This window comes from Pedococcus soli, from assembly GCF_054782575.1.
Window position 1 is genome coordinate 122,995 of the sequence record NZ_BAAGSF010000004.1, and the last position, 23,942, is coordinate 146,936.

The 23,942-nt window shown below is 71.1% G+C and carries 24 protein-coding genes; 8 read left to right on the forward strand and 16 right to left on the reverse strand.

Annotated elements, in window-relative coordinates:
- Positions 1-14 precede the first annotated feature (14 nt).
- From menE to ACYVKF_RS06615, 3 genes are all read left to right on the forward strand, one after another.
- The gene (gene menE, locus ACYVKF_RS06605; RefSeq protein ID WP_460965703.1) at positions 15-1,175 is read left to right on the forward strand and encodes an o-succinylbenzoate--CoA ligase; all 1,161 of its coding nucleotides are present in this window, start codon (positions 15-17) and stop codon (positions 1,173-1,175) included.
- A 12-nt stretch (positions 1,176-1,187) separates the two neighbouring features.
- Positions 1,188-1,457: a PLDc N-terminal domain-containing protein gene (locus ACYVKF_RS06610; RefSeq protein WP_056915585.1), complete on the forward strand. Its 270-nt coding sequence runs from the start codon at positions 1,188-1,190 to the stop codon at positions 1,455-1,457.
- Between the two features lie 141 nt (positions 1,458-1,598).
- The gene (locus tag ACYVKF_RS06615; RefSeq protein WP_460965706.1) at positions 1,599-2,483 is read left to right on the forward strand and encodes a 1,4-dihydroxy-2-naphthoate polyprenyltransferase; all 885 of its coding nucleotides are present in this window, start codon (positions 1,599-1,601) and stop codon (positions 2,481-2,483) included.
- A 147-nt stretch (positions 2,484-2,630) separates the two neighbouring features.
- Here ACYVKF_RS06615 and ACYVKF_RS06620 read toward each other — a convergent pair whose 3' ends face one another.
- Positions 2,631-3,008, reverse strand: coding sequence for a DUF2256 and DUF3253 domain-containing protein (locus ACYVKF_RS06620; RefSeq protein WP_056915587.1), 378 nt, complete (start codon positions 3,006-3,008; stop codon positions 2,631-2,633).
- A 607-nt stretch (positions 3,009-3,615) separates the two neighbouring features.
- A complete protein-coding gene (locus tag ACYVKF_RS06625; RefSeq protein WP_460965708.1) occupies positions 3,616-4,938 on the reverse strand; it encodes an HNH endonuclease signature motif containing protein in 1,323 nt (440 codons plus the stop codon).
- A gap of 227 nt (positions 4,939-5,165) precedes the next feature.
- On the opposite strand from ACYVKF_RS06625, the gene ACYVKF_RS06630 reads away from it, so the two are divergent.
- Genes ACYVKF_RS06630 through ACYVKF_RS06640 form a run of 3 tightly spaced genes read left to right on the forward strand, consistent with a single transcriptional unit; the run spans position 5,166 to position 8,341 of the window.
- Positions 5,166-5,807 carry a GNAT family N-acetyltransferase gene (locus tag ACYVKF_RS06630; protein WP_460965710.1) on the forward strand — a complete coding sequence of 214 codons (642 nt, stop codon included), beginning with the start codon at positions 5,166-5,168 and terminating at the stop codon, positions 5,805-5,807.
- A 15-nt stretch (positions 5,808-5,822) separates the two neighbouring features.
- Positions 5,823-6,935 (forward strand): DNA glycosylase AlkZ-like family protein, encoded by a 1,113-nt coding sequence (locus ACYVKF_RS06635; RefSeq protein ID WP_460965712.1) that lies wholly within the window; start codon positions 5,823-5,825, stop codon positions 6,933-6,935.
- A gap of 38 nt (positions 6,936-6,973) precedes the next feature.
- Positions 6,974-8,341 carry an NAD(P)-binding protein gene (locus ACYVKF_RS06640; RefSeq protein WP_460965714.1) on the forward strand — a complete coding sequence of 456 codons (1,368 nt, stop codon included), beginning with the start codon at positions 6,974-6,976 and terminating at the stop codon, positions 8,339-8,341.
- An 87-nt stretch (positions 8,342-8,428) separates the two neighbouring features.
- On the opposite strand, the gene ACYVKF_RS06645 is transcribed toward ACYVKF_RS06640, so the two are convergent.
- Together ACYVKF_RS06645 and ACYVKF_RS06650 are read right to left on the reverse strand one after the other, a co-directional pair.
- Complete coding sequence (locus ACYVKF_RS06645) at positions 8,429-9,079, reverse strand: hypothetical protein (RefSeq protein WP_056915592.1); 651 nt, start codon at positions 9,077-9,079, stop codon at positions 8,429-8,431.
- Positions 9,080-9,231: 152 nt separating this feature from the next.
- A complete protein-coding gene (locus tag ACYVKF_RS06650) occupies positions 9,232-9,831 on the reverse strand; it encodes a dienelactone hydrolase family protein (protein ID WP_460965716.1) in 600 nt (199 codons plus the stop codon).
- Between the two features lie 61 nt (positions 9,832-9,892).
- On the opposite strand from ACYVKF_RS06650, the gene ACYVKF_RS06655 reads away from it, so the two are divergent.
- Positions 9,893-10,474, forward strand: a complete 582-nt coding sequence (locus ACYVKF_RS06655) for an ArsR/SmtB family transcription factor (RefSeq protein WP_460965719.1) — start codon at positions 9,893-9,895, stop codon at positions 10,472-10,474.
- 4 nt (positions 10,475-10,478) lie between these two features.
- Here ACYVKF_RS06655 and ACYVKF_RS06660 read toward each other — a convergent pair whose 3' ends face one another.
- The 8 genes from ACYVKF_RS06660 to ACYVKF_RS06695 all read right to left on the reverse strand — a co-directional run bounded on the left by ACYVKF_RS06660 (position 10,479) and on the right by ACYVKF_RS06695 (position 17,303).
- Positions 10,479-10,787, reverse strand: coding sequence for a DUF4229 domain-containing protein (locus ACYVKF_RS06660; RefSeq protein WP_056915595.1), 309 nt, complete (start codon positions 10,785-10,787; stop codon positions 10,479-10,481).
- Between the two features lie 16 nt (positions 10,788-10,803).
- The gene (ccsB, locus tag ACYVKF_RS06665; protein WP_460965722.1) at positions 10,804-11,802 is read right to left on the reverse strand and encodes a c-type cytochrome biogenesis protein CcsB; all 999 of its coding nucleotides are present in this window, start codon (positions 11,800-11,802) and stop codon (positions 10,804-10,806) included.
- On the reverse strand, positions 11,799-13,355 hold the full coding sequence (gene resB, locus ACYVKF_RS06670) for a cytochrome c biogenesis protein ResB (RefSeq protein ID WP_460965724.1): 1,557 nt from the start codon (positions 13,353-13,355) through the stop codon (positions 11,799-11,801). Before resB ends, ccsB begins: the two co-directional genes overlap by 4 nt.
- A 1-nt stretch (position 13,356) precedes the next feature.
- Positions 13,357-14,121 (reverse strand): cytochrome c biogenesis CcdA family protein, encoded by a 765-nt coding sequence (locus tag ACYVKF_RS06675; RefSeq protein ID WP_056920413.1) that lies wholly within the window; start codon positions 14,119-14,121, stop codon positions 13,357-13,359.
- A gap of 11 nt (positions 14,122-14,132) precedes the next feature.
- Positions 14,133-14,741 carry a TlpA family protein disulfide reductase gene (locus ACYVKF_RS06680; protein ID WP_056920412.1) on the reverse strand — a complete coding sequence of 203 codons (609 nt, stop codon included), beginning with the start codon at positions 14,739-14,741 and terminating at the stop codon, positions 14,133-14,135.
- A complete protein-coding gene (locus tag ACYVKF_RS06685) occupies positions 14,738-15,385 on the reverse strand; it encodes a histidine phosphatase family protein (protein ID WP_056915599.1) in 648 nt (215 codons plus the stop codon). Before ACYVKF_RS06685 ends, ACYVKF_RS06680 begins: the two co-directional genes overlap by 4 nt.
- Positions 15,382-16,716 carry a glutamate-1-semialdehyde 2,1-aminomutase gene (gene hemL / locus ACYVKF_RS06690; protein ID WP_460965727.1) on the reverse strand — a complete coding sequence of 445 codons (1,335 nt, stop codon included), beginning with the start codon at positions 16,714-16,716 and terminating at the stop codon, positions 15,382-15,384. The genes ACYVKF_RS06685 and hemL overlap by 4 nt, the downstream gene beginning before the upstream one ends.
- Positions 16,717-16,808: 92 nt before the next feature.
- A complete protein-coding gene (locus ACYVKF_RS06695; protein WP_056917260.1) occupies positions 16,809-17,303 on the reverse strand; it encodes a MarR family winged helix-turn-helix transcriptional regulator in 495 nt (164 codons plus the stop codon).
- Positions 17,304-17,423: 120 nt separating this feature from the next.
- Here ACYVKF_RS06695 and ACYVKF_RS06700 point away from each other — a divergent pair, with 120 nt between their 5' ends.
- Complete coding sequence (locus tag ACYVKF_RS06700) at positions 17,424-17,957, forward strand: YceI family protein (protein ID WP_056915600.1); 534 nt, start codon at positions 17,424-17,426, stop codon at positions 17,955-17,957.
- Positions 17,958-18,058: 101 nt separating this feature from the next.
- On the opposite strand, the gene ACYVKF_RS06705 is transcribed toward ACYVKF_RS06700, so the two are convergent.
- From ACYVKF_RS06705 to ACYVKF_RS06720, 4 genes are read right to left on the reverse strand one after another with little or no spacing between them, the layout of a single operon-like run.
- Positions 18,059-20,836, reverse strand: a complete 2,778-nt coding sequence (locus ACYVKF_RS06705; protein ID WP_460965730.1) for a sugar-binding protein — start codon at positions 20,834-20,836, stop codon at positions 18,059-18,061.
- Positions 20,837-20,866: 30 nt separating this feature from the next.
- Positions 20,867-21,694 (reverse strand): carbohydrate ABC transporter permease, encoded by an 828-nt coding sequence (locus ACYVKF_RS06710; RefSeq protein WP_056915602.1) that lies wholly within the window; start codon positions 21,692-21,694, stop codon positions 20,867-20,869.
- Complete coding sequence (locus ACYVKF_RS06715) at positions 21,691-22,578, reverse strand: carbohydrate ABC transporter permease (RefSeq protein WP_460965732.1); 888 nt, start codon at positions 22,576-22,578, stop codon at positions 21,691-21,693. Before ACYVKF_RS06715 ends, ACYVKF_RS06710 begins: the two co-directional genes overlap by 4 nt.
- A 2-nt stretch (positions 22,579-22,580) precedes the next feature.
- Entirely contained in the window at positions 22,581-23,939 is a 1,359-nt protein-coding gene (locus ACYVKF_RS06720; RefSeq protein WP_056920410.1) for an extracellular solute-binding protein, read from the reverse strand.
- Between the last annotated feature and the right edge of the window lie 3 nt (positions 23,940-23,942).

A 23,942-nucleotide genomic window follows, 5' to 3' on the forward strand; every position in this document is an offset into this window, starting at 1 on the left:
TCTAGCCTGACCTCGTGACGTCCCTGCGCCCACTTCCCATCGCCGCAGGACCAGCGGCCGCGCACGCCCTTCCGGTGCTGCGCGACGCCGTGGGAGGCGAGTTCGCCGTCCTCCCGTATGCCGCGGGAGGGGACCCCGTTCCCGTCCCCACCGGTGCCGTCCCCGACGAAGGCACCGCCCTGGTCGTGGGCACCTCGGGGTCGACCGGGAGCCCCAAGCTGGCCATGCTCCCGGCGACGGCTCTGGCAGCCAGCGCCCGGGCCACCCACGAACGCCTCGGCGGCACCGGCTCGTGGCTGCTCGCGATGCCGCCGCACCACATCGCCGGGGTCCAGGTGCTGCTGCGCTGCGTCGCCGCGGGAACCGAGCCGGGGTTCGTCGACCTGTCCGACGGGTTCACCGCAGCCGCCTTCGCGGCGGCGGCGGACTCCTTCGACGGCGACCGGCGCTACACCGCCCTCGTCCCGACCCAGCTCCTCCGGGTGCTCGACGACGCGGGAGCCACCCGAGCCCTGGCCGGGTTCGACGCCGTCCTCGTCGGGGGAGCCGCGACATCGCCCGCCCTGCTCGTCCGCGCCCGGGAAGCGGGCGCCACCGTCGTCACGACCTACGGCATGAGCGAGACCTGTGGCGGTTGCGTCTACGACGGGACGCCCCTGGCCACCACCGCGATCCGCACCGACGAGGAAGGACGCGTCCACCTCGGCGGCGACACCCTGGCCAGCGGCTACCTCGGCCGCCCCGACCTCACTGCCGACGCCTTCGTCACCGACGACGAAGGGGTCCGCTGGTTCCGCACGGACGACCTCGGCCACCGTGACCCCGAGACCGACCGCTGGCACGTCGACGGCCGCATCGACGACGTCATCACCACCGGCGCGATGAAGATCTCCCCACGGGTCGTCGAAGAGGCCCTGACCTCCCTGCCCGACATCGCGGAGGCCGTGGTGCTCGGTCTGGAGGACCCCGAGTGGGGGCAGGTCGTCGCGGCCGCCGTCGTCGTCCAGCCTGGCGTGCGCCACCCCTCGGTCGTGCAGCTGCGGGACGCCTTGCGGGGTGGCCTCGCCGACCACGCCCTTCCCCGGCGCCTCGTCGTCCTCGAGCAGCTGCCCGTGCGTGGCCCCGGCAAACCGGACCGTGCGGGGATCGCTGCCTTGTTCCACACCCGGCCATGACACGATGGGGACATGCTCCGGCTGCTCCCCTGGCTCGCGACGGTCGCCCTGACCGTCTATGCCGTCGTGGACTGCATCCAGACCGACGAGTCCCGGGTCCGCAACCTGCCCAAGCTGCTGTGGATCCTGTTGGTGCTGTTGTTCCCCCTCGTCGGCCCGATCGCCTGGCTCGTCGCCGGCCGACCGCCGAGGTCCACCCCCGGACAGGGCCAGGGCCCGAGACCGCAGACTCGTCCACCGCGTGGCCCCGATGACGACCCGGACTTCCTCCGTAGGCTCTGAGCAGCGGTCCTGACGGGAGCGCCCGAGCAGCCCGCGCCATACCCGGCCCGGCTCCTGCACCCAGCACTGCGGCGCTGAACCCGCGCCAAGACCACCCAGCCCCCACCCAGCACCCCACCGGCAAGCGAGAACACACACCGAATGGCCACCCTGTCCCAGTGGATCGCCGGTGCGCGCCCGCGCACCCTCCCCGCCGCCGTCGCCCCCGTCGTGGTCGGCACCGCCGCCGCAGCCCCCTTGGACGAGGCGAACCTCGGCCTCGGGCTGCTGGCCGTGCTCGTCTCGCTCGGGCTTCAGGTCGGTGTCAACTACGCCAACGACTACTCCGACGGCATCCGCGGCACCGACGCCGACCGGGTGGGGCCCATCCGGCTGGTCGGTCAGCACAAGGCCGACCCGCAGAACGTCAAGCTCATGGCGTTCGCGTTCTTCGGGGCGGCGGCGCTCGTGGGCCTCGCGCTCGTCGCCATCAGCCAGACCTGGATCATGATCCCCCTCGGCGCCCTCGCGGTGATCGCGGCCTGGAAGTACACCGGCGGTGACAACCCCTACGGCTACCGAGGTCTCGGCGAGCTCTACGTGTTCCTCTTCTTCGGCCTGATGGCCACCCTCGGCACGCTCTACACGCAGGCGCACGAGATCACCGCGCTCGGCGTCTACGGGGCCGTCGGCGTGGGCGCGATCGCTTCGGCGATCCTCGTCGCCAACAACCTGCGCGACATCCCCACCGACCGCGAGAGCGGCAAGCTCACCCTGGCCGTGCGCCTCGGGGACCGCGGCACCCGCATGCTCTACGTCGCGCTGGTCGTCGTCGCCGTCGTCATGGTCGTGCTCATCAGCACCCAGCAGGTGTTCGCGCTGATCGCCCTGCTCTCGTTGGCCGTGGTCGCGCGCCCGATCCGTGGGCTACTGGCCGGGGCCACCGGGCGCGACCTCGTGCCCGTCCTCGCGTCGACCGGCATCTTCGAGATCGTGTATGCCGTGCTGCTCGCCGCCGGAATCGCCCTCAGCCTCAGCGTGGGCTGAGCCTGCCGGCACCGCGCGGTGTCGCCGACGTGTGCCACGTCCACGGCTCCGCGCCCGGAGGGCGTCCACCGGACGGCCCGGTGAGCGGATGCCTCCGACCGGCGTCCGTCGGTCAGGTGACCTGTGGCGATGCGCGGCCAGGCGCCCTCAGCGTGGTCGGCGCACCCGGATCGGGCCCTTGAACCTGCTGGGATCGACGACGTGTCCGCCTTGGGTGATCTCGGCCCGCCCCGCCGCCACCAGTCGTCGGGCGGCCATCCGCGCCGGCTCCATCAGCTCGGACCAGTCGTCGGCACCGACGGCGCGCGCCGCCTCCGACGGGCACACCGAGGCACTGGTCGAGCGGCCGTCCAGGAGGGACTCCAAGGAGGCCTCGAGCTTCCGGTCGACATCGCCGACGCCGTGCTTGCGGCAGTTGTCCGAGCACCAGCGCACGGACTCCCAGTCGCGAGCCCAGACCTTGCGCCAGGTGATGGTTCGACCGCATCGGGCGCAGGGTTTGGACGGCAAGGGGTGACGGGGCATGCCTCCAGTCTCTCCCGGGGACGTCCTCGCGGCGCGGCGGCATCGATGGAGTCGACCGCCGTCCGCTCGGACCGTTCTGCCTGGCGGGTCTTCGCTCAGTCGTTCCTGAGCCCGAGGACATGACCATCGTCGTCCGGGGACCGCCACGCCTCAGCCCGGTCCGGCAGCGCCAGGCGCGTCAGGTGGCGGCGGCCCAACGGTTCACGGCACAAAGCGCGTCGGCGTATCGGATGTATGAGGTCAACGTCTCCGCCTCTGACCTGGCCGCTCCCTCCCGGAGATCGACGAGCCGTTCACGCAGCGCATTGAGCCCGGATCGGAAGTCGATTGCGCCCGAGTCGTACGTGCTGGAGTACTCGACGACGGGGATCACCGACTCCGCCGTCATGGCATCCCAGTACGCGAGCTCAGCGTGGGCCCCTCAACTGCACCGACTGCCGATCCTGCGGGAAAGGGCAGTGCCCTCCAGGCGTCGTATGCGGTGCTGTCCACGGGGTCAGTCTCATCGAGAGCGGAGCCATGTGGCGAGAGGTTGGCTGAACGCGCTCACTCCTTCGTGATGGACACGCCTGCGACCCCGCCGTCCCTGGCGGGGTGTGGGGCGGGGTCACGCTGGTTCCTGCGCAGCCCGGCGAGCCAGGAGCTGGTCATAGCTGCCCAACGTCAGGTCCCACTGCACCCGTTCGCCACCGCCACCGCCATCGGGGTCGAGGACCACCTCACCCGCCAGGCGACGGGAGTGAACGATCGTGTGGTGCCGTTCGCACAGCAACGCCGCGTTACCCAGGTCCGAGCGACCGAAATCGGCCCAGTGCACCAGATGATGCGCATCAGTCCACTGCGGCGGCATCGAACACCCCGGGAACGAACAACCCCCGTCCCGCAACCACAACCGGCGCACCTGAGCCGTGGTGAACAACCGCACCACCCGGCCCTGGTCCACCACCTCACCGCCCGACCCCAACACCACCGGCAGCACCGACGCCTCACACGCCAACCGGCGCACCGTCTCCGGGGCCACCAACACCCCAGCATCCGGACCACCGACCGTCACCCCAGCCCCACGAACACCACTCGCCAACCCGGCCCAGTCCATCGTCACCACCAGCTGCGTCTTCGCGTTCGGACCCACCCCTTCACCCGCTGCCACAGCGCGGCGCACCAACGCCACCAACGCCTCACCCCGGCGCCGGTCACAGCTCCGCAGGTCCCGCTCACCGTCCACCGGCCTGGGTGCCGACAACGGCCCCAACGCCGCCTCCAGCACCGCCCTGCCCTCGGTGTCCAGCACCAGCCGGTACTCCGCGACCCCGGTCCCGTCCTCCACCGGCTGCGACAACGCCACGAACCGCCGCGCCACGTCCTGCTCGGACTGCAGCTGCCCCTCCCGGCCATACCTGGCCAACAACGCCGGCCGCAGCATCCGACACCCCCGCGGACCATGCTCGACCGCCATCGCGACCAGACCATCGACCACATGCGGCTCAGCACCCGCGACCAGCACCGGACGCAACCGGTCCGCCTCGGCCACCACCACCGCCGCCGACCGCACCGGCAACACCCCCGCCTGCACCGCAGCCCTCACCGGCGCATTGGCCGCCTTGGCGAACGCCGCAGCAACCTCCACCACCGCCCGCGCACCACCCGCCCGCGTCGACGGCGCATGACGACGCACCCACGACACCACACTCAACGCCTCCGGCCCGCTACCGGGCTCACCACGCTCGATCGCCTCACCCACCACCGCAACCCTGGCCGCATCACACGCAGCCCCCAACGCATCGACCTCACCCAACAGCTCAGCCAACCCGCCGACACCACCAACCGCACCCCCACCGGCCTGCCACAACCAGTCCCCCAGACCGGCCCACGCCACCCGGGCGGCCGCGATCGACTCGCGTCGCTGCACCAGCGTCTGGCCCGCATCCATACGACAACCCTAGCCCCGACCACCGACAGCCATCGAACTCCGCCGAGACACCAAACCCGTTGCACCCCAACGGATCCCGACTGCCAGACCTGTCCGGGAACGCAACCCGCCAGGACCCATCCTGTGGACAACGAGACGTGACGTGCCGCCCTGTGGACACGCGGCCGGAGCCGGGACCGACAACTTTCCGGAAGCCGATCGTCCGCTTCGAGGTCTACCGTGTCGCCATGGCGGGGACAGCAAGGCCCACGACGACGAAGACGACGACCACGAGGACGACCAGGTCTCCCGTGGCCACGGACGAGCTCAGGGTCGAGGCCCTCGGACCGGACACGTGGGCGGCATACGCGGCCCTCATGGAGCGGCACAACGGGGTGTTCGGCGGGTGCTGGTGCACGTACTTCCACACCATGGCCGGCGAGAAGACGTACGACGCGGACTCCAACCGCGCCCTCAAGGAACGGCTCGTCCACTGCGACCGGGCGCACGCCGCAGTCGTCCTGCACGGCGACGAGGCGGTGGCCTGGTGCCAGTACGGCCCGCCGGACGAGCTGCCCAACATCTACCACCGCAAGCAGTACGAGGAGACGAGCGAGCGCCTGCCCGACTTCCGGATCACCTGCCTGTTCGTCGACAAGCGCTACCGACGTTCCGGCATCTCCGCGATCGCCCTGCAGGGAGTCCTGGACCTCGTGGCGGCGGCCGGTGGCGGGGTCGTCGAGGGGTACCCGCACGACAACGACGGGAAGAAGATGTCGGTGCTGTACAACGGGACCCGCGCCCTGTTCGAGCGAGCCGGCTTCACCTACGACCGCCCCAAGGGCGCGAAGAACTGCGTCATGACCAAGACCGTGGCAGCGGCAGGCTGAGGGGTCGGCGCACCGATGGGCACGAGCACCGAGGCGTCGACGACGTGGGCGCAGGCCCTGTCGTGGCGCCTGCGGCGACACCTCCTCGATCCCGTCGGCACGCAGGGGGTCGCGGAGGTCGTGCGCCGGCTCGGCGCCATACCGTCGATGGACGAGTCCCTCGCCGAGCTGGCGGTCCGGACGCGCCAGAGGTCCTCGACCCCCGGTGGGCTCGCGGAGGCGTTGGCCGAGGGCACCGTCATCAAGGCCTTCGCCTTCCGCGGCGCGGTGCACCACCTGTCGCCGGAGGAGGGCGGCGCCTACCTCGCACTCCGGTCCGCGGGGCGACAGTGGGAACGCTCGAGCTGGGTCGAGCACTACCGGCTCACTCCAGAAGCGTGGCCGGACTTCCGGGCCGCGGTCCGTGAGGCGGTCGCGGACGGTCCCCTCACCGTGCGGGAGCTCGGGGAGGCCCTGGCCGGGAACCGCGCGTACCGCCACCTCCGTCCGGTGTTCGACGAGGGTGCCGGCACCCTCGTGAAGCCACTGACCTGGCAGGGCGACGTGAGCATCGCGCCCGCCCGCGACGGCCGCCTCACGCTCCAGCGCCTCGACACCAACCCGCGCTGGCGCGGCATCCCCGACCTCGACGAGGCGGGCGCGTATGCCGTGTCGGCCTACCTGCGCGTGTACGGCCCGGCCACCCGCGACCACGTCCACTACTGGCTCGGCAACGGCCTCAGCGCCGGGCGCAGGCGGATCGACGGCTGGCTCGCGGCCTTGGCCGACGACCTGGCGACGGTCGACCTGGCGGGCACCCGGGCCCTGGTCCTGGCGGCAGACGTCGACGACCTCCTCGCGGCGGAGCCGTCGGACGCGGTCCGGTTCCTGCCGGGTCACGACCAGTGGGTCATGGGCCCCGGCACCAAGGACGTCCACGTCACTCCGGCTCCCCTGCGAGAGCTGATGACGCGCAAGGCGAACCCCGTCGTCCGGGGCGGTCTCGTGTGCGGCACCTGGGCGACGAAGGCGAGCGAGCTGACCGTCACCTGGCTGGACGGGAGCCCGCGCCCTGACCGCGCACTCCGGCAGGAAGTGGCGCGCCTGGCCGAGATCCTCGGCATCGAGCCGAAGGTGTCCTTGCGCTGACCATGGACGAGCCACCCGGGGAGTGGCAGCGTGGCCCCGTGACCCGCGTCGTCGAAGCCGACTACCTCGTGGTGGGCGCGGGCGCCATGGGCATGGCGTTCACCGATGCGCTCGTCGACCACGCCGATGTCCGCGTGGTCCTGGTCGACCGTCGCCACGGTGTGAGCGGGCACTGGCTCGAGGCATACCCCTTCGTGCGACTGCACCAGTCGTCGTGCTTCTACGGGGTGGCGTCGACCCTGCTCGGCGGCGGCAAGGTCCAGCAGGACGGTCCCGAGAAGGGCCTGCAGGAGCGGGCCACCCAACCGGAGATCTGCACGTACTACGCCCACGTCCTCGACCGGCTGGTGAGCAGCGGGCGGGTCGAGTTCCACCCCGCCACCGAGTACGTCGGCAACCGCACGTTCGTCTCGCGGGTCTCGGGCGCACGGTCCGAGGTGCGGCCCGGGTGCCGGATCGTCGACGCCCACTACCTGTCCCCCAGCATCCCGGCCGAGACGCCGCCACCGTTCGCGGTGGCCGAGGGCGCCCGGGTGGTGTCGGTGAACGACCTCGTCAGGGTGGACGAGGCACCGAGCCAGTACGTCGTCGTCGGGTCGGGCAAGACCGCGACCGACGCGTGCGTCTGGCTCCTCGCGCGCGGCGTCGACCCGGATGCGATCTGCTGGGTCAGGCCACGGGATCCCTGGATGCTGAACCGAGCGGTCATCCAGCCGGACCCGGCGGTGTTCCTCGGGATGCTGGCCGACCTGATGCAGGCTGCACGGCACACCCGATCGCTGGACGAGCTGTTCCTGCGGCTCGAGGACCGCGGCATCATGCTGCGCCTCGACCCTGCCGTCACCCCGGCCATGGCCAAGGCGCCGACCCTGGCCACGTGGGAGCTCGAGGAGCTGCGGACGGTGGAGAACGTGGTGCGCCGGGGACACCTCCGGGCCGTCGAGCGGGGCCGGCTCACCTTCGAGCACGGTTCGGTCGCGGTCGCCCCGGACGCCCTGGTGGTCCACTGCGCGGCCGACGGCCTCAAGGTCCCCGGGCGGGTGCCGGTCTGGCGCCCCGAGGCGATCACGCTGCAGACGATCAGGGCGGGGTTCCCCTCGTTCGGGGCCGCGTTGACCGGCTACGTCGAGGCGACCCGAGGCGACGACACCGAGAAGAACCGGATCTGCCCCCCGTCGCAGTACGGGAACACCCTCCAGGACTGGGCGCGGATGATCGTGCACGGCACCCGGAGCACGTTGTCGTTCTCGGCGGAGGACGACATCCGGGAGTGGTCGACAGGCGTCGCCCTCAACCCGGCCAGGGTTCCGCCCGGCCACCCCGGGTCGACCGCCCTCGACGACGCCCGAGAACGCCTGGCGACCCACACGGGACCGGGGCTGGCCCGACTGGCCGAGCTCATGTGACCCGGGCCCCGTCGGGTAGGGCACGGACCGTGCGATCCCCCCGAGGTGCGAGGACCGCACGGCCCGTGGCCGCACACCGTGGAGCGACTAGCTGTAGTCCTTCTCCGAGAACGTGTGGCTGAAACCGACGACCGTCCCGCTGACCACGTAGGACCCGCTGATCGTCGTCTGGAGCTCGACCCAGTCGACCTTGCCGGACTCGTCCTGCGCCGTCGCGACGATGCCGCTGGTGCGGGCGATGACGTTGTTGGTGGCGCTGCACGCCTTGGCCCCCGAACGGTTGACCGTCACGGTCACGGTGTCCGAGCTCGAGCTGTAGGTGTAGCCCACGCCCGGTCCGTCCTTGGACACGGTGCCGCCGAGGCTCCAGGACGACGACGACTTGATCCCCGTCATGTGGATCCGGATCTTCTGGCTCACGCAGAAGGCCCGGTAGTTGCTGCCCTTGATGATCCAGCTCTCGAACGGGTAGTCCGACGACGGGTAGCCGACGACCGCACGGCGTCGCTCGTCGTCGTTCAACGGGTCGTTCTGGGTGCACCAGCGCACCCTGCCCGAGTGGTAGATCCAGGCGCTGCGCCCGGACTGCGTCCAGTGCTGGTCCGCCGTGAGGTAGCCGTCACTGTGCTTGTAGTAGTCGGTGCCGCACCCGTCCGCGGCGTAGGCCTGGGTCGGCGCGAGAACCGATCCCCCGACCAGTGCTGCGACGACCCCGACCCGCTTGAGCGTGCTGAACATACGTGTCCCCTGTCCCCGTGTTCCCCTTGCCCCCACCCCCTTTGATGGAGGTGCTGGGACACTAGCAGCGGGAATCCGCCGTGTCGCGGGTCAGGATGCGCCACCGAACCCGCCCGTCCAGCGAGCTTTCGGCCAGGGCGCCGGCCGCGGGCCTACACCTCGTCCGCGGTACGCCCCACGCGGTCGAGGAACTGCAGGGCCCGCTGCGTGAGCAGGTCCGCAGCCTGCGCGTCATACGCGGGCAGCGAGGAGTCGGTGAAGAGGTGCTCCTCCCCCGGGTAGAGGATGACCTCTGCCTGGTCGGTCGACGCGGCGAGCGCGCGGGCCGCGTCGAGGTCGCCACCCTCCTCGGCGAAGAAGGGGTCCGCGTCCATGCCGTGCACCTGCACGGGCACGCCGTCGGGCCAGCGCTCCCCGAACTCGGAGACGGGGATGCATCCGTGCAGCAGCAGCGCGCCGCGCGCCCCTGCCCGGGTCTGGGCGAGCTTCTGGGCCGGCATCACGCCGAGCGAGAACCCGGCGTAGACCAGGTCCGGCGGCAGGTCATCGACGGCGGCCACTCCACGATCGAGGAGGGTGTCGAACCCGACGGAGCGCGCGTGCGCCATGCCCTCGTCGAGCGTCGTGAACGTGCGGCCGTCGAGCAGGTCCGGCGTGTGCACGGTGTGCCCGGCCTGCCGCAGCTCGTCCGCGAACGCCCTCACCCCCGGCGTGAGCCCCTGCACGTGGTGGAACACGACGACCTCGACCATGACTTCCTCCTCCAACGATCCAACAGTATGGAACGTTCTGTGAGAGTAGTCTGATCGGGCCATGGCTGACAACACCCCTCCCGACTACGAGCTCGCCGACCGGCTCGCGCTGACCACCCCGGCCCAGGTCCGGGCGATCAGCAACCCCCTGCGCACCTCGGTCCTGGGCCTGTTGCACGAGCGGGCCGCCACGGTCACCGAGCTGGCGACCGCGGTGGGCCGCCCCAAGAGCACGATGGCCCACCACGTGAAGGTCCTGGCCGACGCGGGTCTGGTCCGCGTCGTGCGCACCCGTCGCGTCCGCGCCGTCGAGGAGCGCTTCTACGGCCGCACCGCCCGGATGTTCCACGTCGCCGTCGAGCGGGGCGCCGGCGAGCCCGACCCGCCGGGCGACTTCAACGACTTCGAGGTCGCCGCGCAGGAGTCCGCGGCCGCGTTCCGGGACGGGAAGCTCTGGGGCTTCATCCGCCACGCCCGGCTTCCGGAGGACCGGGTCGGCGAGTTCTGGGAGCGGATGGCCGCCCTCGTGCGGGAGTTCGACGAGCTCCCGCGGTCCGGCGACACCGTCTACGGCTTCGCCGTCGGCGTCTACCCCACCGACGGGCCCTCGCTGCCCGAACCCTCGGCCGCGACCCCCGGCTAGCGGGTCAGCGGTACTGGACCGGGCCGCCCTCGTCCTCGGCGTCCTCGGCGGACTCGTCGCGCCCGTGGACCGTGCCCACGCCCGCCGCCGCCGCGGCCTGCTTCGCCTCGGTGCGGCGCTGCACGCGCTCGGCCAGCTGCCGGGTGCTCTCCTCGCGGAACCGCGCGAGCACGAAGTACGACAGCACCATCGAGATCAGGGCGCTGAGCACGAGCAGCATCCACTGCTGGTCCTTGTCACGCAGGCCGAGCAGCCAGAGCAACGACAGGACCCCGAAGAAGACGAGCAGTCGCAGGACGGAGTACCGCAGCATGGTTCGGGTGGTTCCTTTACAGGCCTGAGTAGGAGTGCTGGCCGACGAAGAACACGTTGACGACGGCGAAGTTCACGATGATGCAGGCGTAGCCGGCCAGGGCGATGTACGTCGCCGTCTGCCGGCTGATCCCGCTGGTCGCCCGCGAGTGCAGGTATGCCGCGTAGACGACCCAGATCACGAAGGTCCAGACCTCCTTGGGGTCCCAGTTCCAGTAGGACGCCCACGCCTGGCGGGCCCAGATGGCCCCGGCGATGAGGGTGAAGGTCCACAGGGGGAACGCGACGATGTGCAGGCCGTAGGCCGTGCGCTCGAGCGAGGGCGCGTCGGGGAACCGGTCGAGGAAGCTGCTGCGGCCGGAACGGGCGAACGCGTCCTTGACGAGGTAGACGGCCGACGCGGCGGCGCCGAGGGTGAAGATGGCGCTGGCCAGCACGGCGACGGTCACGTGGATGACGAGCCAGTAGCTCTGCAGCGACGGGAGCAGCTCGGCGGCCTCGGTGTACCAGACCCGGACGGCCATGCCGAGGACGAGCAGGATCGGGCCGGTGATGAACAGTCCCAGCCAGCGCAGGTCCCGCTTGGTCGCCCAGACCGAGAAGGCGATCGAAGTGAACATCGACCCCATCACGGCGAACTCGAACATGTTGCCCAGCGGCCACCGGTCGACCGACAGGCCGCGCAGGGCGATCGACACGACCAGCAGCATCCCGCCCAGCCAGGTCGTCGTCGCACCGATGCCGGCCGCGGCACGGGCCCGCGAGGGGACGTCCGACTCGTCGGGGCGCCCGGGGCGCGGGGTCCCGGACACAGGCGCACCGGCCGTCTCCGAGGGGGCACCGGCGGAGACGAGCTCGCGGTCGACCGCGAGCTCCGGCGCCCGGTCGCCGGCGCGGTCGCGGGCCGGGAGCAGACCGGCGAGGTAGACGGCGTAGCACAGCATGGCGATCGTGAAGACCGCCATCGCCGAGTAGAGGCTGACGTTGGCGTAGCCCGCCAGGGTCTCGTTCGTCATGCGCTGCCCAATCGTCGTTGCACGGTGGCGAGGATGTCCTCGACCACCTCCTGGAGCCCGTCGTCGTCGCCCTTGGCGAGCCCGCCGACGGTGACCACGGTACGTCCCGCCTCGGGTGCAGGGGAAACCCGCACGAAGACCCGACGTCGCCGCACCACCAGCGAGGAGATCAGGCCCGCGAGCGCGAGGAGCGCCGCGGCCAGGGTGATGAACTTGCCGGGGTCGTGCCGGATCGACAGCCCGGCGAACCGGTCCACGCTGTCGAAGGTGATCGACCCCCGGTCGCCGGGGAGCTCGAAGGTCTTGCCGGGCTCGAGCCAGATCCGCAGGGGCTGGTCCTTGTCGGTCTTCACCTGGGTCATCTCGGCGGTGTCGAGGACGTACACCGACTGCGGCCGACCACCCGGGAAGAGGGTTCCCTCGAAGAGCGTCAGTGCGAGCGCCGGCTTCTTGGCGTCGGGGAAGATCGAGGTCGGACCCTTGTCCTTGTCGATGATGGCGGTCGGCAGGAACAGGCCCGAGAAGCCGAGCTGCTTGGGCCCGGCACCGGGCACCTTGATAGCCCCGACCGACGTGTAGTTGTTGTCCTGCGCGAGGAACGGCACCGGTCCGCTGTAGGTCTTGTTGCCGTCCTTGTCGCGCACGGTGACGACCGGGGCGTAGCCGTTGCCCAGCAGGAAGACCCCGGCGTCGGTCATCTCGAGCGGGTGGTTGACCTTGATCGTCGACTGCTTCGGCGTGGCGCCGGGCACGGCCTCGGTCGTGACGTGTGCGGTGAAGTCGCGCGGCTGGCCGAACTGGCCGCGCCCGGTGACGTTCTCCTCGAAGGTGGCGTCGAGCTTGTCGACCTTGAGGCTGAACGGGGACAGCTTCTGCGGGTCGACCCAGGGCCCGGGGGCGAACGTGTCGTACTGCAGCAGCGTGTTCGAGAAGGTCTTGCCCACGGGGATGATCACGTCGCCCTTCCAGCCCCACAGGTGGCCCACGGCGACGCCGATGATGACGAAGATCAGCGACAGGTGGAAGACCAGGTTTCCGGTCTCCTTGAGGTAGCCCTTCTCCGCGCTCACCGACGTCTCGTCGTGCGAGTCGGTGCGGAACCGCTTGCCGCGCAGCACCTCACGAGCCGCGTCGAGCACCTCCTCGGAGGTGGCCTCCAGCTCGGCCCGACCCGACGACGGCAGCCGCTCGGGCCGCGCCGGCGCCCGCGGCGGCCGGGAGCGCATCGCGGTCCAGTGCACCCTGCTGCGGGGCAGCACGCAGCCGACGAGGGAGACGAACAGCAGCAGGTAGATCGCCGCGAACCACGGCGAGGCGTACACCTCGAAGAACCCGAACCGGTCGAGCCACGGCCCGGCCTTGGGGTGGTTGGCGATGTAGTCGGCGGTGCGCGCCGAGTCGATGCTGCGCTGCGGCCAGATCGAGCCCGGCAGGGCGCCGATCGCGAGGAGCAGCAGGAGGAAGAGGGCGGTGCGCATGCTCGTGAGCTGGCGCCACATCCAGCGCAGCCAGCCCACGAGGCCCAGCCTCGGCTGGGTGATGGTGTCGGCCACGTCAGATCACCGTCTGGAATCCGCTGACCAGCGAGGTCTGCAGGTATCGGGTCCAGGACTCCCAGACGCCGGTCACGAGGAGGACCCCGATGACCAGCAGCAGGGCGCCGCCGAACAGCTGGATGCCGCGCTGGTGGCGGCGCAGGAAGGCCGAGACCCGCCCGAACCGCTCGAACCCCGCGGCGATGAGGAGGAAGGGCAGGCCCAGACCGAGGCTGTAGGCCAGCGCGAGGATGGTGCCGCGCGTCACCGCCGACTGGTCGCCGGTGATGGTGGCCAGGGCGACCACCGCCCCCAGCGTGGGGCCCGTGCAGGGCGCCCAGCCGAGACCGAAGACCGCCCCGAGCAGGGGCGCGCCCGCAAGTCCCGAGGCCGGACGGCGGTGGATCTTCAGCTCGCGCTGCGACCCTGCGCGGGTCCCCACACCGAGGAAGACCAGGGCCATGAGGATGACGAGGACGCCCCCTCCGCGCATGAGCAGCTGACGGTGCTCGACGAAGGTGGCACCGAGGCTCGCGAGGAACACCGTCGTCGCCATGAAGACGACGGTGAATCCGAGCACGAACAGCAGCGCTCCGGCCACCATCCGGTGCCGCGAGCGCTGCGCCAGCGACTCGTCCGACAGCCCGGTGACGTACCCCAGGAATCCGGGCACGAGCGGCAGCACGCAGGGTGAGGCGAACGACACCATCCCGGCGAGCAGGGCGACGACGACGGCGACCGGGAGGGCGCCGGAGGTCACCGTGTCCGCGACATCAGCAGTCAAGGGTGGTCGACCTACTTCTCGGCCAGCACGTCGTCGACGAGGCCGGTGAGCGTCGAGGACGTCACCTCACCGACGACCCGGGCCGCGATGCGGCCGGTGGGGTCGAGGACGAGCGTGACCGGCGGCGTCGGGGCCTTCCCCTGCAGCGCGAGGATCATCCGGCCGTCCTGGTCGTCCAGGGACGGGTACGGGATGCCCTGGCGCTTGGCGGTCGCCCTGCCCGAGTCGGGGTTGTCCCGGGTGTTGATCCCCATGAACACCACCGGCTTGCTCGCAGCCGCGACCTTCTCGGCGGCGTCCTTGAGCTCGGGCGCCTCCTTCTCGCACGGCGGGCACCAGGAGGCCCAGACGTTGAGCACGACGACCTTGCCTGCCTGGGCGGCCACCGACCACGACTGGTCGTCCAGCGTCTTCCCGGACAGTACGACGGGCTTGTTGCGCTGGGCGACGGGGATGGCCTCGACCGTGCCGTCGCCGGAGATGTAGCCCTGACGGTTGCCCGACTTGGCCTGGGCCGCGATGGAGTTCGGGTCCTGCGAGCACGCCGCGAGCGACAGTGCGAGGACCGGTATGGCGAGCATCGCCGAGGCGCGCGCCATACGGGAGGTGCGGTGGCTCATCCGGTTCCCCCGTGGGAGCGGACGAGCAGGGCGGCAGCGGGCTCGCAGTACGCGATGGCCTCGAGCTCGTCGCCGACGTAGGTGAGCGTGGTCAGGGAGGCGAGGCGGCACTCCCGCTTGCGGGGGTCGTGCCAGAGGTGGCGCCCCGCGAGCTGGTTGCGGGCGGTCCAGATCGGCAGCTGGTGGGACACCAGCACCGCCTCGTGACCGCGGGCCTGCTCACGGGCGTCCGCGATCGCCTCGACCATGCGGGTCGCGATCTCGGCGTAGGGCTCCCCCCACGACGGCTTGAAGGGGTTGGTCAACCGCCCCCAGTAGCGCGGGTGCGCGAAGGCCGAGGCCCGCATCCCGGCGACGTGCTCCCCCTCGAAGGAATTGCCCGCCTCGATGACGCGGTCGTCCGTGGTGATGGGCAGGTCGTGCGACGTCGCGATCGGCGTGGCCGTCTCCTGGGCCCGGGTCAGCGACGAGGCGACGACGTGAGTGATGTCGTGGTCCTCGAGGTGGCGGGCGGCGGCCTGTGCCATCTCCCGGCCGAGCTCGGACAGGTGGTAGCCGTCGAGCCGCCCGTAGAGCACGCCGTCGGGGTTGTGCACCTCGCCGTGGCGCAGCAGGTGCACCACGGTGCGGGGGGCAGGGCTCATGAGTCGATTGTCGCAAACGACTTGGCGGCCGCCGACGCCGCGGCGGGCAGCGCCGAGACGATGCGATCGACCGCGGCGTCGTCGTGCGCGCCGCTGACGAACCACGACTCGAACGCGCTCGGCGGCAGGTACACGCCCTGGCTGAGCATCGAGTGAAAGAACGCCGCGAACGCCGGCACGTGCTGGGCCCGGGCCTGGTCGTAGTTCGTCACGGCGCCGTCCCGGAAGAAGACGCTGAACATGCTCCCGGCGCGCTGGATGGTGTGCGGCACGCCGGCCCTGCCGAGCTCGGTGTCGAGGGCGCCGGTGATCGCGTCGGCGACCTCGTCGAGCCGGGCGTAGAGCTCGGGGGTGCACTGCTGCAGCGTCGCGCGTCCGGCCGCGGTGGCGACGGGGTTCCCCGACAGCGTCCCGGCCTGGTAGACCGGCCCGACCGGTGCGAGGAGGGCCATCACGTCGGCCCGGCCGCCGAAGGCTGCCGCGGGGAAGCCGCCTCCCATGACCTTGCCGAACGTGAACAGGTCCGGCGCCCCGGCGGCATACGGGCCCTCGAGCCCGTACCAGCCGGCAGCCGAGCAGCGGAAGCCCGTCATCACCTCGTCGGAGATGAGCAGGGCACCGTGCGCGGCGGTGATCCGGCGCAGCCCGTCGGTGAAGCCGGGTGCGGGCGGGACGACGCCCATGTTGCCGGGCGAGGCCTCGGTGATGACCGCGGCGATCTCGGAGCCACGGGCGGCGAACGCCTCCTCGACCGCCGCCAGGTCGTTGAACGGCAGGACGATCGTCTCGGCCGCCATCTCCTTGGGCACCCCCGCGGAGTCCGGGAGGGCGAACGTCGCGACACCCGAGCCCGCTTGGGCGAGGAGGGAGTCGACGTGGCCGTGGTAGCAGCCGGCGAACTTCACGACGAGGGAGCGGCCCGTGTAGCCCCGGGCGAGGCGGATGGCGCTCATCGTCGCCTCGGTGCCGCTGGAGACCAGGCGGACCTGCTCGACGGGCTCGACCCGGGCGACGATCTCCTCGCCCAGCGCGACCTCGTTCTCGCTGGGGGTGCCGAACGAGAACCCTTGCGAGACAGCGGTGCTGACGGCGTCGACGACGGCCGGGTGACCGTGGCCGAGGATCATCGGACCCCACGAGCAGACCAGGTCGACGTACTCGCGACCGTCCACGTCGGTGAGGTACGGGCCGGAGCCGGAGGCCATGAACCGGGGCGTTCCGCCGACGGCGCGGAAGGCCCGGACCGGGGAGTTCACGCCACCGGGGGTGACCGCGAGCGCGCGTTCGAGGAGGGCCTGCGAAGCCGGGGCGTCGAAGGGGTGTGCCGTCATGCCACCCATTGTCACAGCCGTTCCTGAGGACGGACGGACGGGTGTGGCTGGGGGCGTGCGCAGGGTCACACCCGGGGAGGAGGGTGGGTGGGTCAGACCTCGCTGCAGGACGGCAGCCCGCCGGCCAGGATCGCGTCGCGCATCGCAGCCATGGCCACCCCGAGCGTGGCGAACTGCTCGGGCGTCATGGTGTCGACGATGTTGCGGCGCACGCTCTCGATGTGGACCTGCGCCATCTCCTCGACGGCCGCGAGCCCACGCTCGGTGAGCACGAGCTCGACACCGCGGCGGTCCTCCAGACAGGACTCACGGCGCACCCAGCCACGCTTCTCGAGCCGGGCAGCGGTGTGCGTGAGGCGGCTGCGGGACTGCACGACGAGGTCGGCCAGGCCGGACATCCGCAGGCGGCGCCCCGGCGACTCGGACAGCATCGAGATGATCTCGTACTCGGACAGCTGGACGCCGTGGGACTGCAGGTCACGGTCGAGGGCGGCCTCGAGGAGGCGGCTGCCACGCAGGTAGGCGCGCCAGGCCTCCTGCTGCTCAGGGGTCAGCCAGCGCGGTGGCGCGGTCACTGCGGTGCTCATGGTGGTCAAGTATTCCATCTCTTCGGTGTCGTTGAAATATAAATCAGTTCTGCTATGTTCAACACAGTGACCCCGCGGGAAAGTCCCGCGGAGACCCCCTCAACACAGGAGATACACCCCATGGCCAGCATCAAGGACCTTTCCGCCGGAACCTGGAACGTCGACGCCTCGCACAGCGAGCTCGGCTTCACCGCCCGCCACCTCATGGTCACCAAGGTCCGCGGCAAGTTCAACGAGTTCGAGGCGACCGCGACGGTCCCCGAGGACGTCACCGCCTCCACGATCAACGCGACCGTCCAGCTCGCCTCCGTCGACACCGGCTCCGCCGACCGCGACGCCCACATCAAGTCCGGCGACTTCTTCGACGTCGAGAACAACCCGACCATGACCTTCACCTCCACCGAGGTCAGCGACGACACCCTCAAGGGCGACCTGACCATCAAGGGCGTCACCAAGCCCGTCGAGTTCGACCTCGAGTTCAACGGCCTGGCCACCGACCCGTGGGGCAACCAGAAGGCCGGCTTCGAGGCCACCACCGAGATCAACCGCAAGGACTTCGGCCTCGAGTGGAACGTCGCCCTCGAGGGTGGCGGCGTCCTCGTCTCCGAGAAGATCAAGATCAACCTGGACATCCAGCTCGTCAAGGCTGCCTGAGCCCGACACGCACACCTGACGCACGAGAAGGGGCCGGTTCCGCGAGGAACCGGCCCCTTCCGCGCACCCACCGGCGGTCCTGACCGCCGGCCGGCCTCACCTCAGCGGACGGCCGCCTTGGAGGCCAGGGTGCCGCCGGCGGCGTCCTGCCACCCGACGTACACCGTCACCGAGCCCTTGGGCGCCCGGTCCAGCACGACGCCGTACTCGTGCCTGCCTGCCGCCACCTGCACCGTGCGGCTGCCGACGGTCCCGGACGAGTCGACCACGTGGACGTGCGCCGTCCCGGCGGCGTTCGCCCTCATCCGCACCAGGGCGGTGTCGCCCCGCAGCCGTGCCTTGTCGACCCAGCCACTGGCCGCCCGCGTGCTCGCCGCTCCCCCGGCCAGTGGGACGTCGATGGCCACCGCCTGCCGCAGGCTCTGCGGGGAGTCGAGCGAGGACAGCGCACTGAGCGGGATGACCGGCTCGGGTGCCGTGGTCGGACGACCGGCCGGCGGCGTGTAGCCCGCGACCGTCGCCCGGCCCCAGCGGTAGGGGTCACCCTGCACCCCGCCCCACGTCGACCAGCCGATCCGCGTCTGGCCCGTCAGGTCCTGCGTGTCCGAGTCGTAGACGAACAGGTTGAGCCCCAGGTGCTCCGGGTCGACCGCTCCCGGCAGCAGCGACATCGGGATCGAGGTCTCGACGGTGTACCCGCCGGACCGGACCTGCGAGGCCACCTCCATGCCCGGTGCCGTCTGGGCACCAGGACCCTGGTGGTTGTCGGCGTCCCGCTCGTAGCAGGGACCACCCTCCGCGGTCACCGGGAGGATCGCCGCCTTGAACGTCGTCGAGGTGTTCTCCGACGTGCCCCTCGGGTCGATGGCCAGCTCGACGGAGTCGGTGCGCCAGTGCCGCTTGCAGTCGGCGGCGTCGAGCTTCGTGCCGAGGGTGTCGTCGGTGACGTCGACCAGCACGTAGAGGGTGTCGTCGCGCCACGCCAGCTTCGCCGTCGCCGAGCAGTCGGCCGCCGAGTCGCAGGCCGTCCCCTCCCAGAGCCTGGAGATGTCGATCGCGGCACCGGGGTACTCCCCTGCCGTGTCGACGCCGTCGACCGACGGCGCGGTCGGCGCCTGCGCGATCGTCGTCCGTGGCACCAGCTCGAGCGCGGCGGACGCCGTGCTCGACCCGGCCGAGGACGTCGTCCGGATCGTGTAGGCGTAGTCACCCGCAGGCGCACCCGGGGTGCCGCCCTGGTTCGAGGTCTTCAGCGAGGGATCGGAGTTGGTGACCGTGAACGTCACCGAACCTGTCCCTCCCGCCGCGACCGGCCCGTATGCCGCCGTGCCCGGCGACGCCGTGAACCCGGCCGGGAGGGCGAGCGCCACCGTGCCGGACTGGGCCGACGCGGAGTTGTTTCGCAGGTCGACGCGCACCTGGCGCGAACCACCGGAGGGGAGGGTGAGCACCGGGCTCACCGTGCCGCTCAGCTGCGGCTGTCCGGCAGCAGCACCGGTCCACCTCTCGAAGTCGGCGACCTGCGGGAGCAGCTCCTGGGTGCCTGCGACCGGGGCAACCACCTGCACCGGGCGGTCGGAGTAGCCGCTGCCCTCGTCGGAGCGCAGCGTCGCGGCGACGCGGGCGCGGTCTCCCACGGCGGCACCGGCTGCCGGGGTCACCGTGAAGGTCTTCGTCACCGTGCGACCGGCCTTGAGCGTGCCGATCGCCCCGCTCCCGGCGACCGTCCAGCCGGACGGCACGGACGGCACCAGCCGGGCGTCGTGCAGGCCCTTGGCCGGAGCGGTCACCTCGACCGTCGCCGTGAACGGCGCTCCGGCGAGGACGCCGAACCTCGTCGTGGCCACCCGCATCCGCGTTCCCAGCGGCACCGTGCCCGCGGCGTGCGTCACCGCCCCGTCGAGGGACGCGGACGGCCGGCCCGCGGCTGCGGAGCCGGGCGCGGGGAACGGCACGCGGGAGTCGACCTGCTGGAAGTAGTCGCAGCCCAGGGCGTTCGGGTCGCTCGACACGTCGGGGAAGGTCGCCCAGCCCTGCGAGGCGTAGAGCCGTTGGGCGTCACGTTCGATGGCGGCCCACGTCTTCCCCGACTTCGCGCGCTCACCGGACCACACCCCGTACACGTTCTGCGTCGTGTCCTTGAGGGTGAACCCGGTGGCGCAGGCGGCACCGTTCGGGGCGGTCGCGGCAGAGCCACGGACCAGCAGGCGCAAGGGCGCCCACGTCTTCAGCCCCTCCTTGCTGAGCTGCTCCGGGAAGCGCGTGGGGTCGGCCGCTGCGGTGAACGCCTCGATGGCCAGGCGCCCCGCCTCCTGGTGGTTGCCGTGGTTGCCCGGCGACGGGGCCGGGTTCATCGTCGACAGGATCTCGGGACGGGTCTGGCGGATGATGCGCACGACCTTGCCCAGCGTCTGCTCGTGGTCCCAGATCTGCTGGGTCAGCGGAGCCGAGACCGTGTAGTAGAAGTCCACCTTGTCGAGGTTGAAGACGTCGGTGATGCCGGCCTTGCCGACCGCTGCGCGCTCCTCCTTCTCGCGCAGGAGACCGAGGGCCGGGCCCTCCTCCGGGCCGACCGCGTTGCCGCCGCCCTCGCCGCGGGTGACGGTGATGACGCCCGTCCGCAGGCCGTACTTCTCCTTCCACTCGCCGTACGCCGAGAGCTGTCCCGCCTCGTCGTCGGGGTGGGCCCCGATGAACAGCGCTCCCAGGTCGACCGGTGACCCGGCCGAGGTGGTGCGGTCCGGTGGCCTGGGTCCGCCGCGGTCGTGCGGCGACGCCTGCGCCGGACCGGATCCTGCGAGTCCGAGTGCTGCTGCGGCGGCGAGGGCTGCGGCTGACGCCGCTGCCGCTCTGGCCAGTGGGCGATTCCCTGCGATCATCGTTGACCTCCTGGGTCGGGTTGCGGTCTGTTACTCCCGGACTGCCCCCTCGAGCATCCCGGCGATGAAGTGGCGCTGGAGGAAGACGTAGAGCAGGACGACCGGGGTCGCGACGATGCACGCGCCCGCCGCGAGGAGCGTGAAGCCCTGCGTGTACTGGCCCTGGAAGAACGCGAGCCCGAGCGGGGCGGTGCGCAGGTTCTCCGAGGTGACCATGACCAGCGGGATGAGGAACTCGTTCCAGGTCCACATGAAGACCAGCACCGTGAGGGTGACGACGGCGGGCCGCGCCAGTGGGACGAGCACCTGCCACAGGATCCGCCACGTGGAGGCGCCGTCGAGGCGCGCGGCCTCGACCAGGGCCCGGCTCGAGCTGCGGAAGTAGGCCCGCATCCAGAACGTCCCGAAGGCCACCGACTGCGCCACCTGTGGCAGCACGACGGCCCAGACGGTGTCGGTCAGACCGAGTGCCCGCAGGTCGTAGTACAGGGGGACGAGGACGGCCTCGCTGGGCATCATGATGCCCAGCAGGAAGAGGTAGAACACCACCGTCGCGCCGCGAAAACGCATGGTGCCCAACGCATACCCGGCCAGGATCGACAGCACGAGGCTGACGACCACGACGGTCGTGGAGACGAGCAGGCTGGTGCGCAGGTAGCTGCCGAAGTGGCCGATGTCCCAGGCCTGCCCGAAGTTGCCCGGGTGCAGTCCGAGCACTCCCCCGGACGTCACGCCCCCGGCGGCGTCGTCGGGGCCGAGGGCGGCACCCAGGACCGTCAGGATCGGCGTCAGCGCGAAGACCGCGAAGGCGATGAGGATGACGTAGTTGCCGGTGCGTTCGGCGCGCGAGACCCTCACCGGTCGTCCCTCTCGGCGATGCGGGTGATGCCGAACGAGATCGCGAAGATGACCAGCGTCAGCACGACGGCGATGGCCGCAGCGGAGCCGACCCGGCCCTGCTGGAACGCCCGGTTGTAGACCTCGAAGGACGGCACCGACGTGCTCGTCCCCGGCCCACCGCGGGTGGTGACGTAGACGAGGTCGAACGTCCGCAGGGCCGCGATCACGGTCAGCGTCAACGCGACCGAGATCTCACCACGCACCGACGGCAGCGTCACGGCGAAGAACTCGCGGAACGGGCCGGCGCCGTCGAGGCGCGCGGCCTCGTACAGCTCGCCGGGGATGCGCCCCATACCGGCGAGGAGCAGGACCGTCACGAGGCCGATCTCGAACCACGTGCCGATGAACCCGACCGCGGGCAGGGCCGCGGTGTAGTCGCCGAGCCAGCCGCGGGTCAGCGAGTCCAGGCCGATGGCACCCAGCAGGTCGTTGACCGTGCCGTCGGGGGCGTACATCCGGCGCCAGGCCACGGCGATGACGACCATCGCCACGACCTGCGGCAGGAAGACCACCGTGCGGAAGAAGGCGAGCCCACGGACCTTGGCGCGGTTGAGGATCGCCGCGAGACCGAGACCGATGACGGTGGGCAGCACCGCGTAGAACAGCATGAGGACCAGCGCGTGCCCGAACGACGCCCGCAGAGCCGGGTCGGTGACGACGTCCGCGTAGTTGGACAGCCCCGCCCACGTGGCCAGGGTGTTGCCGTTCCAGTCGTAGAACGAGATCTGGACCGCGCGCCCGAGGGGGTAGAGCAGGAACGCGGCGTAGACGAGGAAGGCGGGCAGCAGGTAGAGCCACGCGATCCTGCGCGGCTCACCCGGCGGACCGGAGGGGGTGGCCACCCTCAGCCGTTCGAGGAGACGAACCCGCTGTAGTCCTTCTCGACGGTGTCGAGGAACTTGTCCGGCGTCGCCTTCTTCGCGAGCAGGTCCTGCAAGGAGGCGCCGAGGGTGTCGGCCATCGTCGGCGTCGCGTAGTCGAGGTAGGGCACGAGCGAGTCGTCCTTCACCGCGGTGCCGAAGGCCGCGAACACGTCCTTGCCGAGCGCGTCGCCGGCGGTCTGGTCGGCGGTGTCGGCGATGGGCAGGTTGTCGTTCTTGGCGAGCACGCCCATGGCGTCCTTGCTCGTGATGAAGTCGATGTAGGCCGCGGCGGCGTCAGGGTGCTTGGACTTGCTGGAGACCGCCCAGGGCAGGCCCGTGCCACCGGTCGCGACCGGGGTGCCCGAGGCAGCCGGCGGGAGGGTGAAGGTCACCTTGTCGCCCATGGCCTTGCCGAGGTCGGCCTGCAGCCAGGTGCCCGCGATGAGGTAGGCGCCCTTGCCCTTGGAGAACGCCTGCCACGCCGGGTCGTAGCCCAGGCCGTTGACGTCCTTGGCGAAGTAGCCCTTGTCGACCCAGTCGACGAGCGTCTGTGCCGCCTTCGCGTTCTCCGGGGTCTTCCACGTGCCACCCTTCTGGCCGAAGCCGAGGGTGCGGATCGCGTCCGGCTTGGCGTTCTGGGCCTGGACCGTGCCGAAGACGTGGATGGCCGGCCACTTGTCGAGGTTGCCGAGGACGAGCGGCTGCTCGCCGGCCGACTTGATGGCGCCGAGGCTCGACTCGAAGTCGGACCACGTCGTGGGGACCTCGTTGACGCCGGCCTTCTTGAGGATGTCGGTGTTGGCGTAGATGCCGACGACCTCGCCGACCTGCGGGAGGCCGTACAGGTTGCCCGAGCCGAAGGTCTTGCCGTCCGGGGTGTACGACGAGTACTTGCGCACCGACTCCGGGTAGCGCTTGTCCCACCCGTAGGCGGTGGCGTACTTGTCGAGCGCCAGCAGCTGGCCGGCCTGGACGAACGACCCCATGTCCGGGCGACCGTTGTTGGCCTCGAAGACGTCGGGCGGGGTGTTGCCCGACAGCGCCAGCTTGAGCGTGGTCTTGAGGTCGTCGAAGGAGCGCGTGACCCGCTTGAGCTTGATGTTCGGGTACTTCGCCTGGAACTCCTTGTTGAGCTCCTCGATCTGCGCCGCCTGGCCGCCACGGACCTCCTGGTCCCAGACGGTCAGGGTCACGTCACCGAGCTTCGAGGCGTCGGTCGAGACCTGGCCCGTGGGGGTGGTGCCCGAGGTGTCGGCGTTGGAGCCCGGCGTGCAGGCGGCGAGCGCGGCGGCACCGACGAGGCCGGCGGTGGCCAGCAGGATCGTGGGGCGGTTCCTCATGGG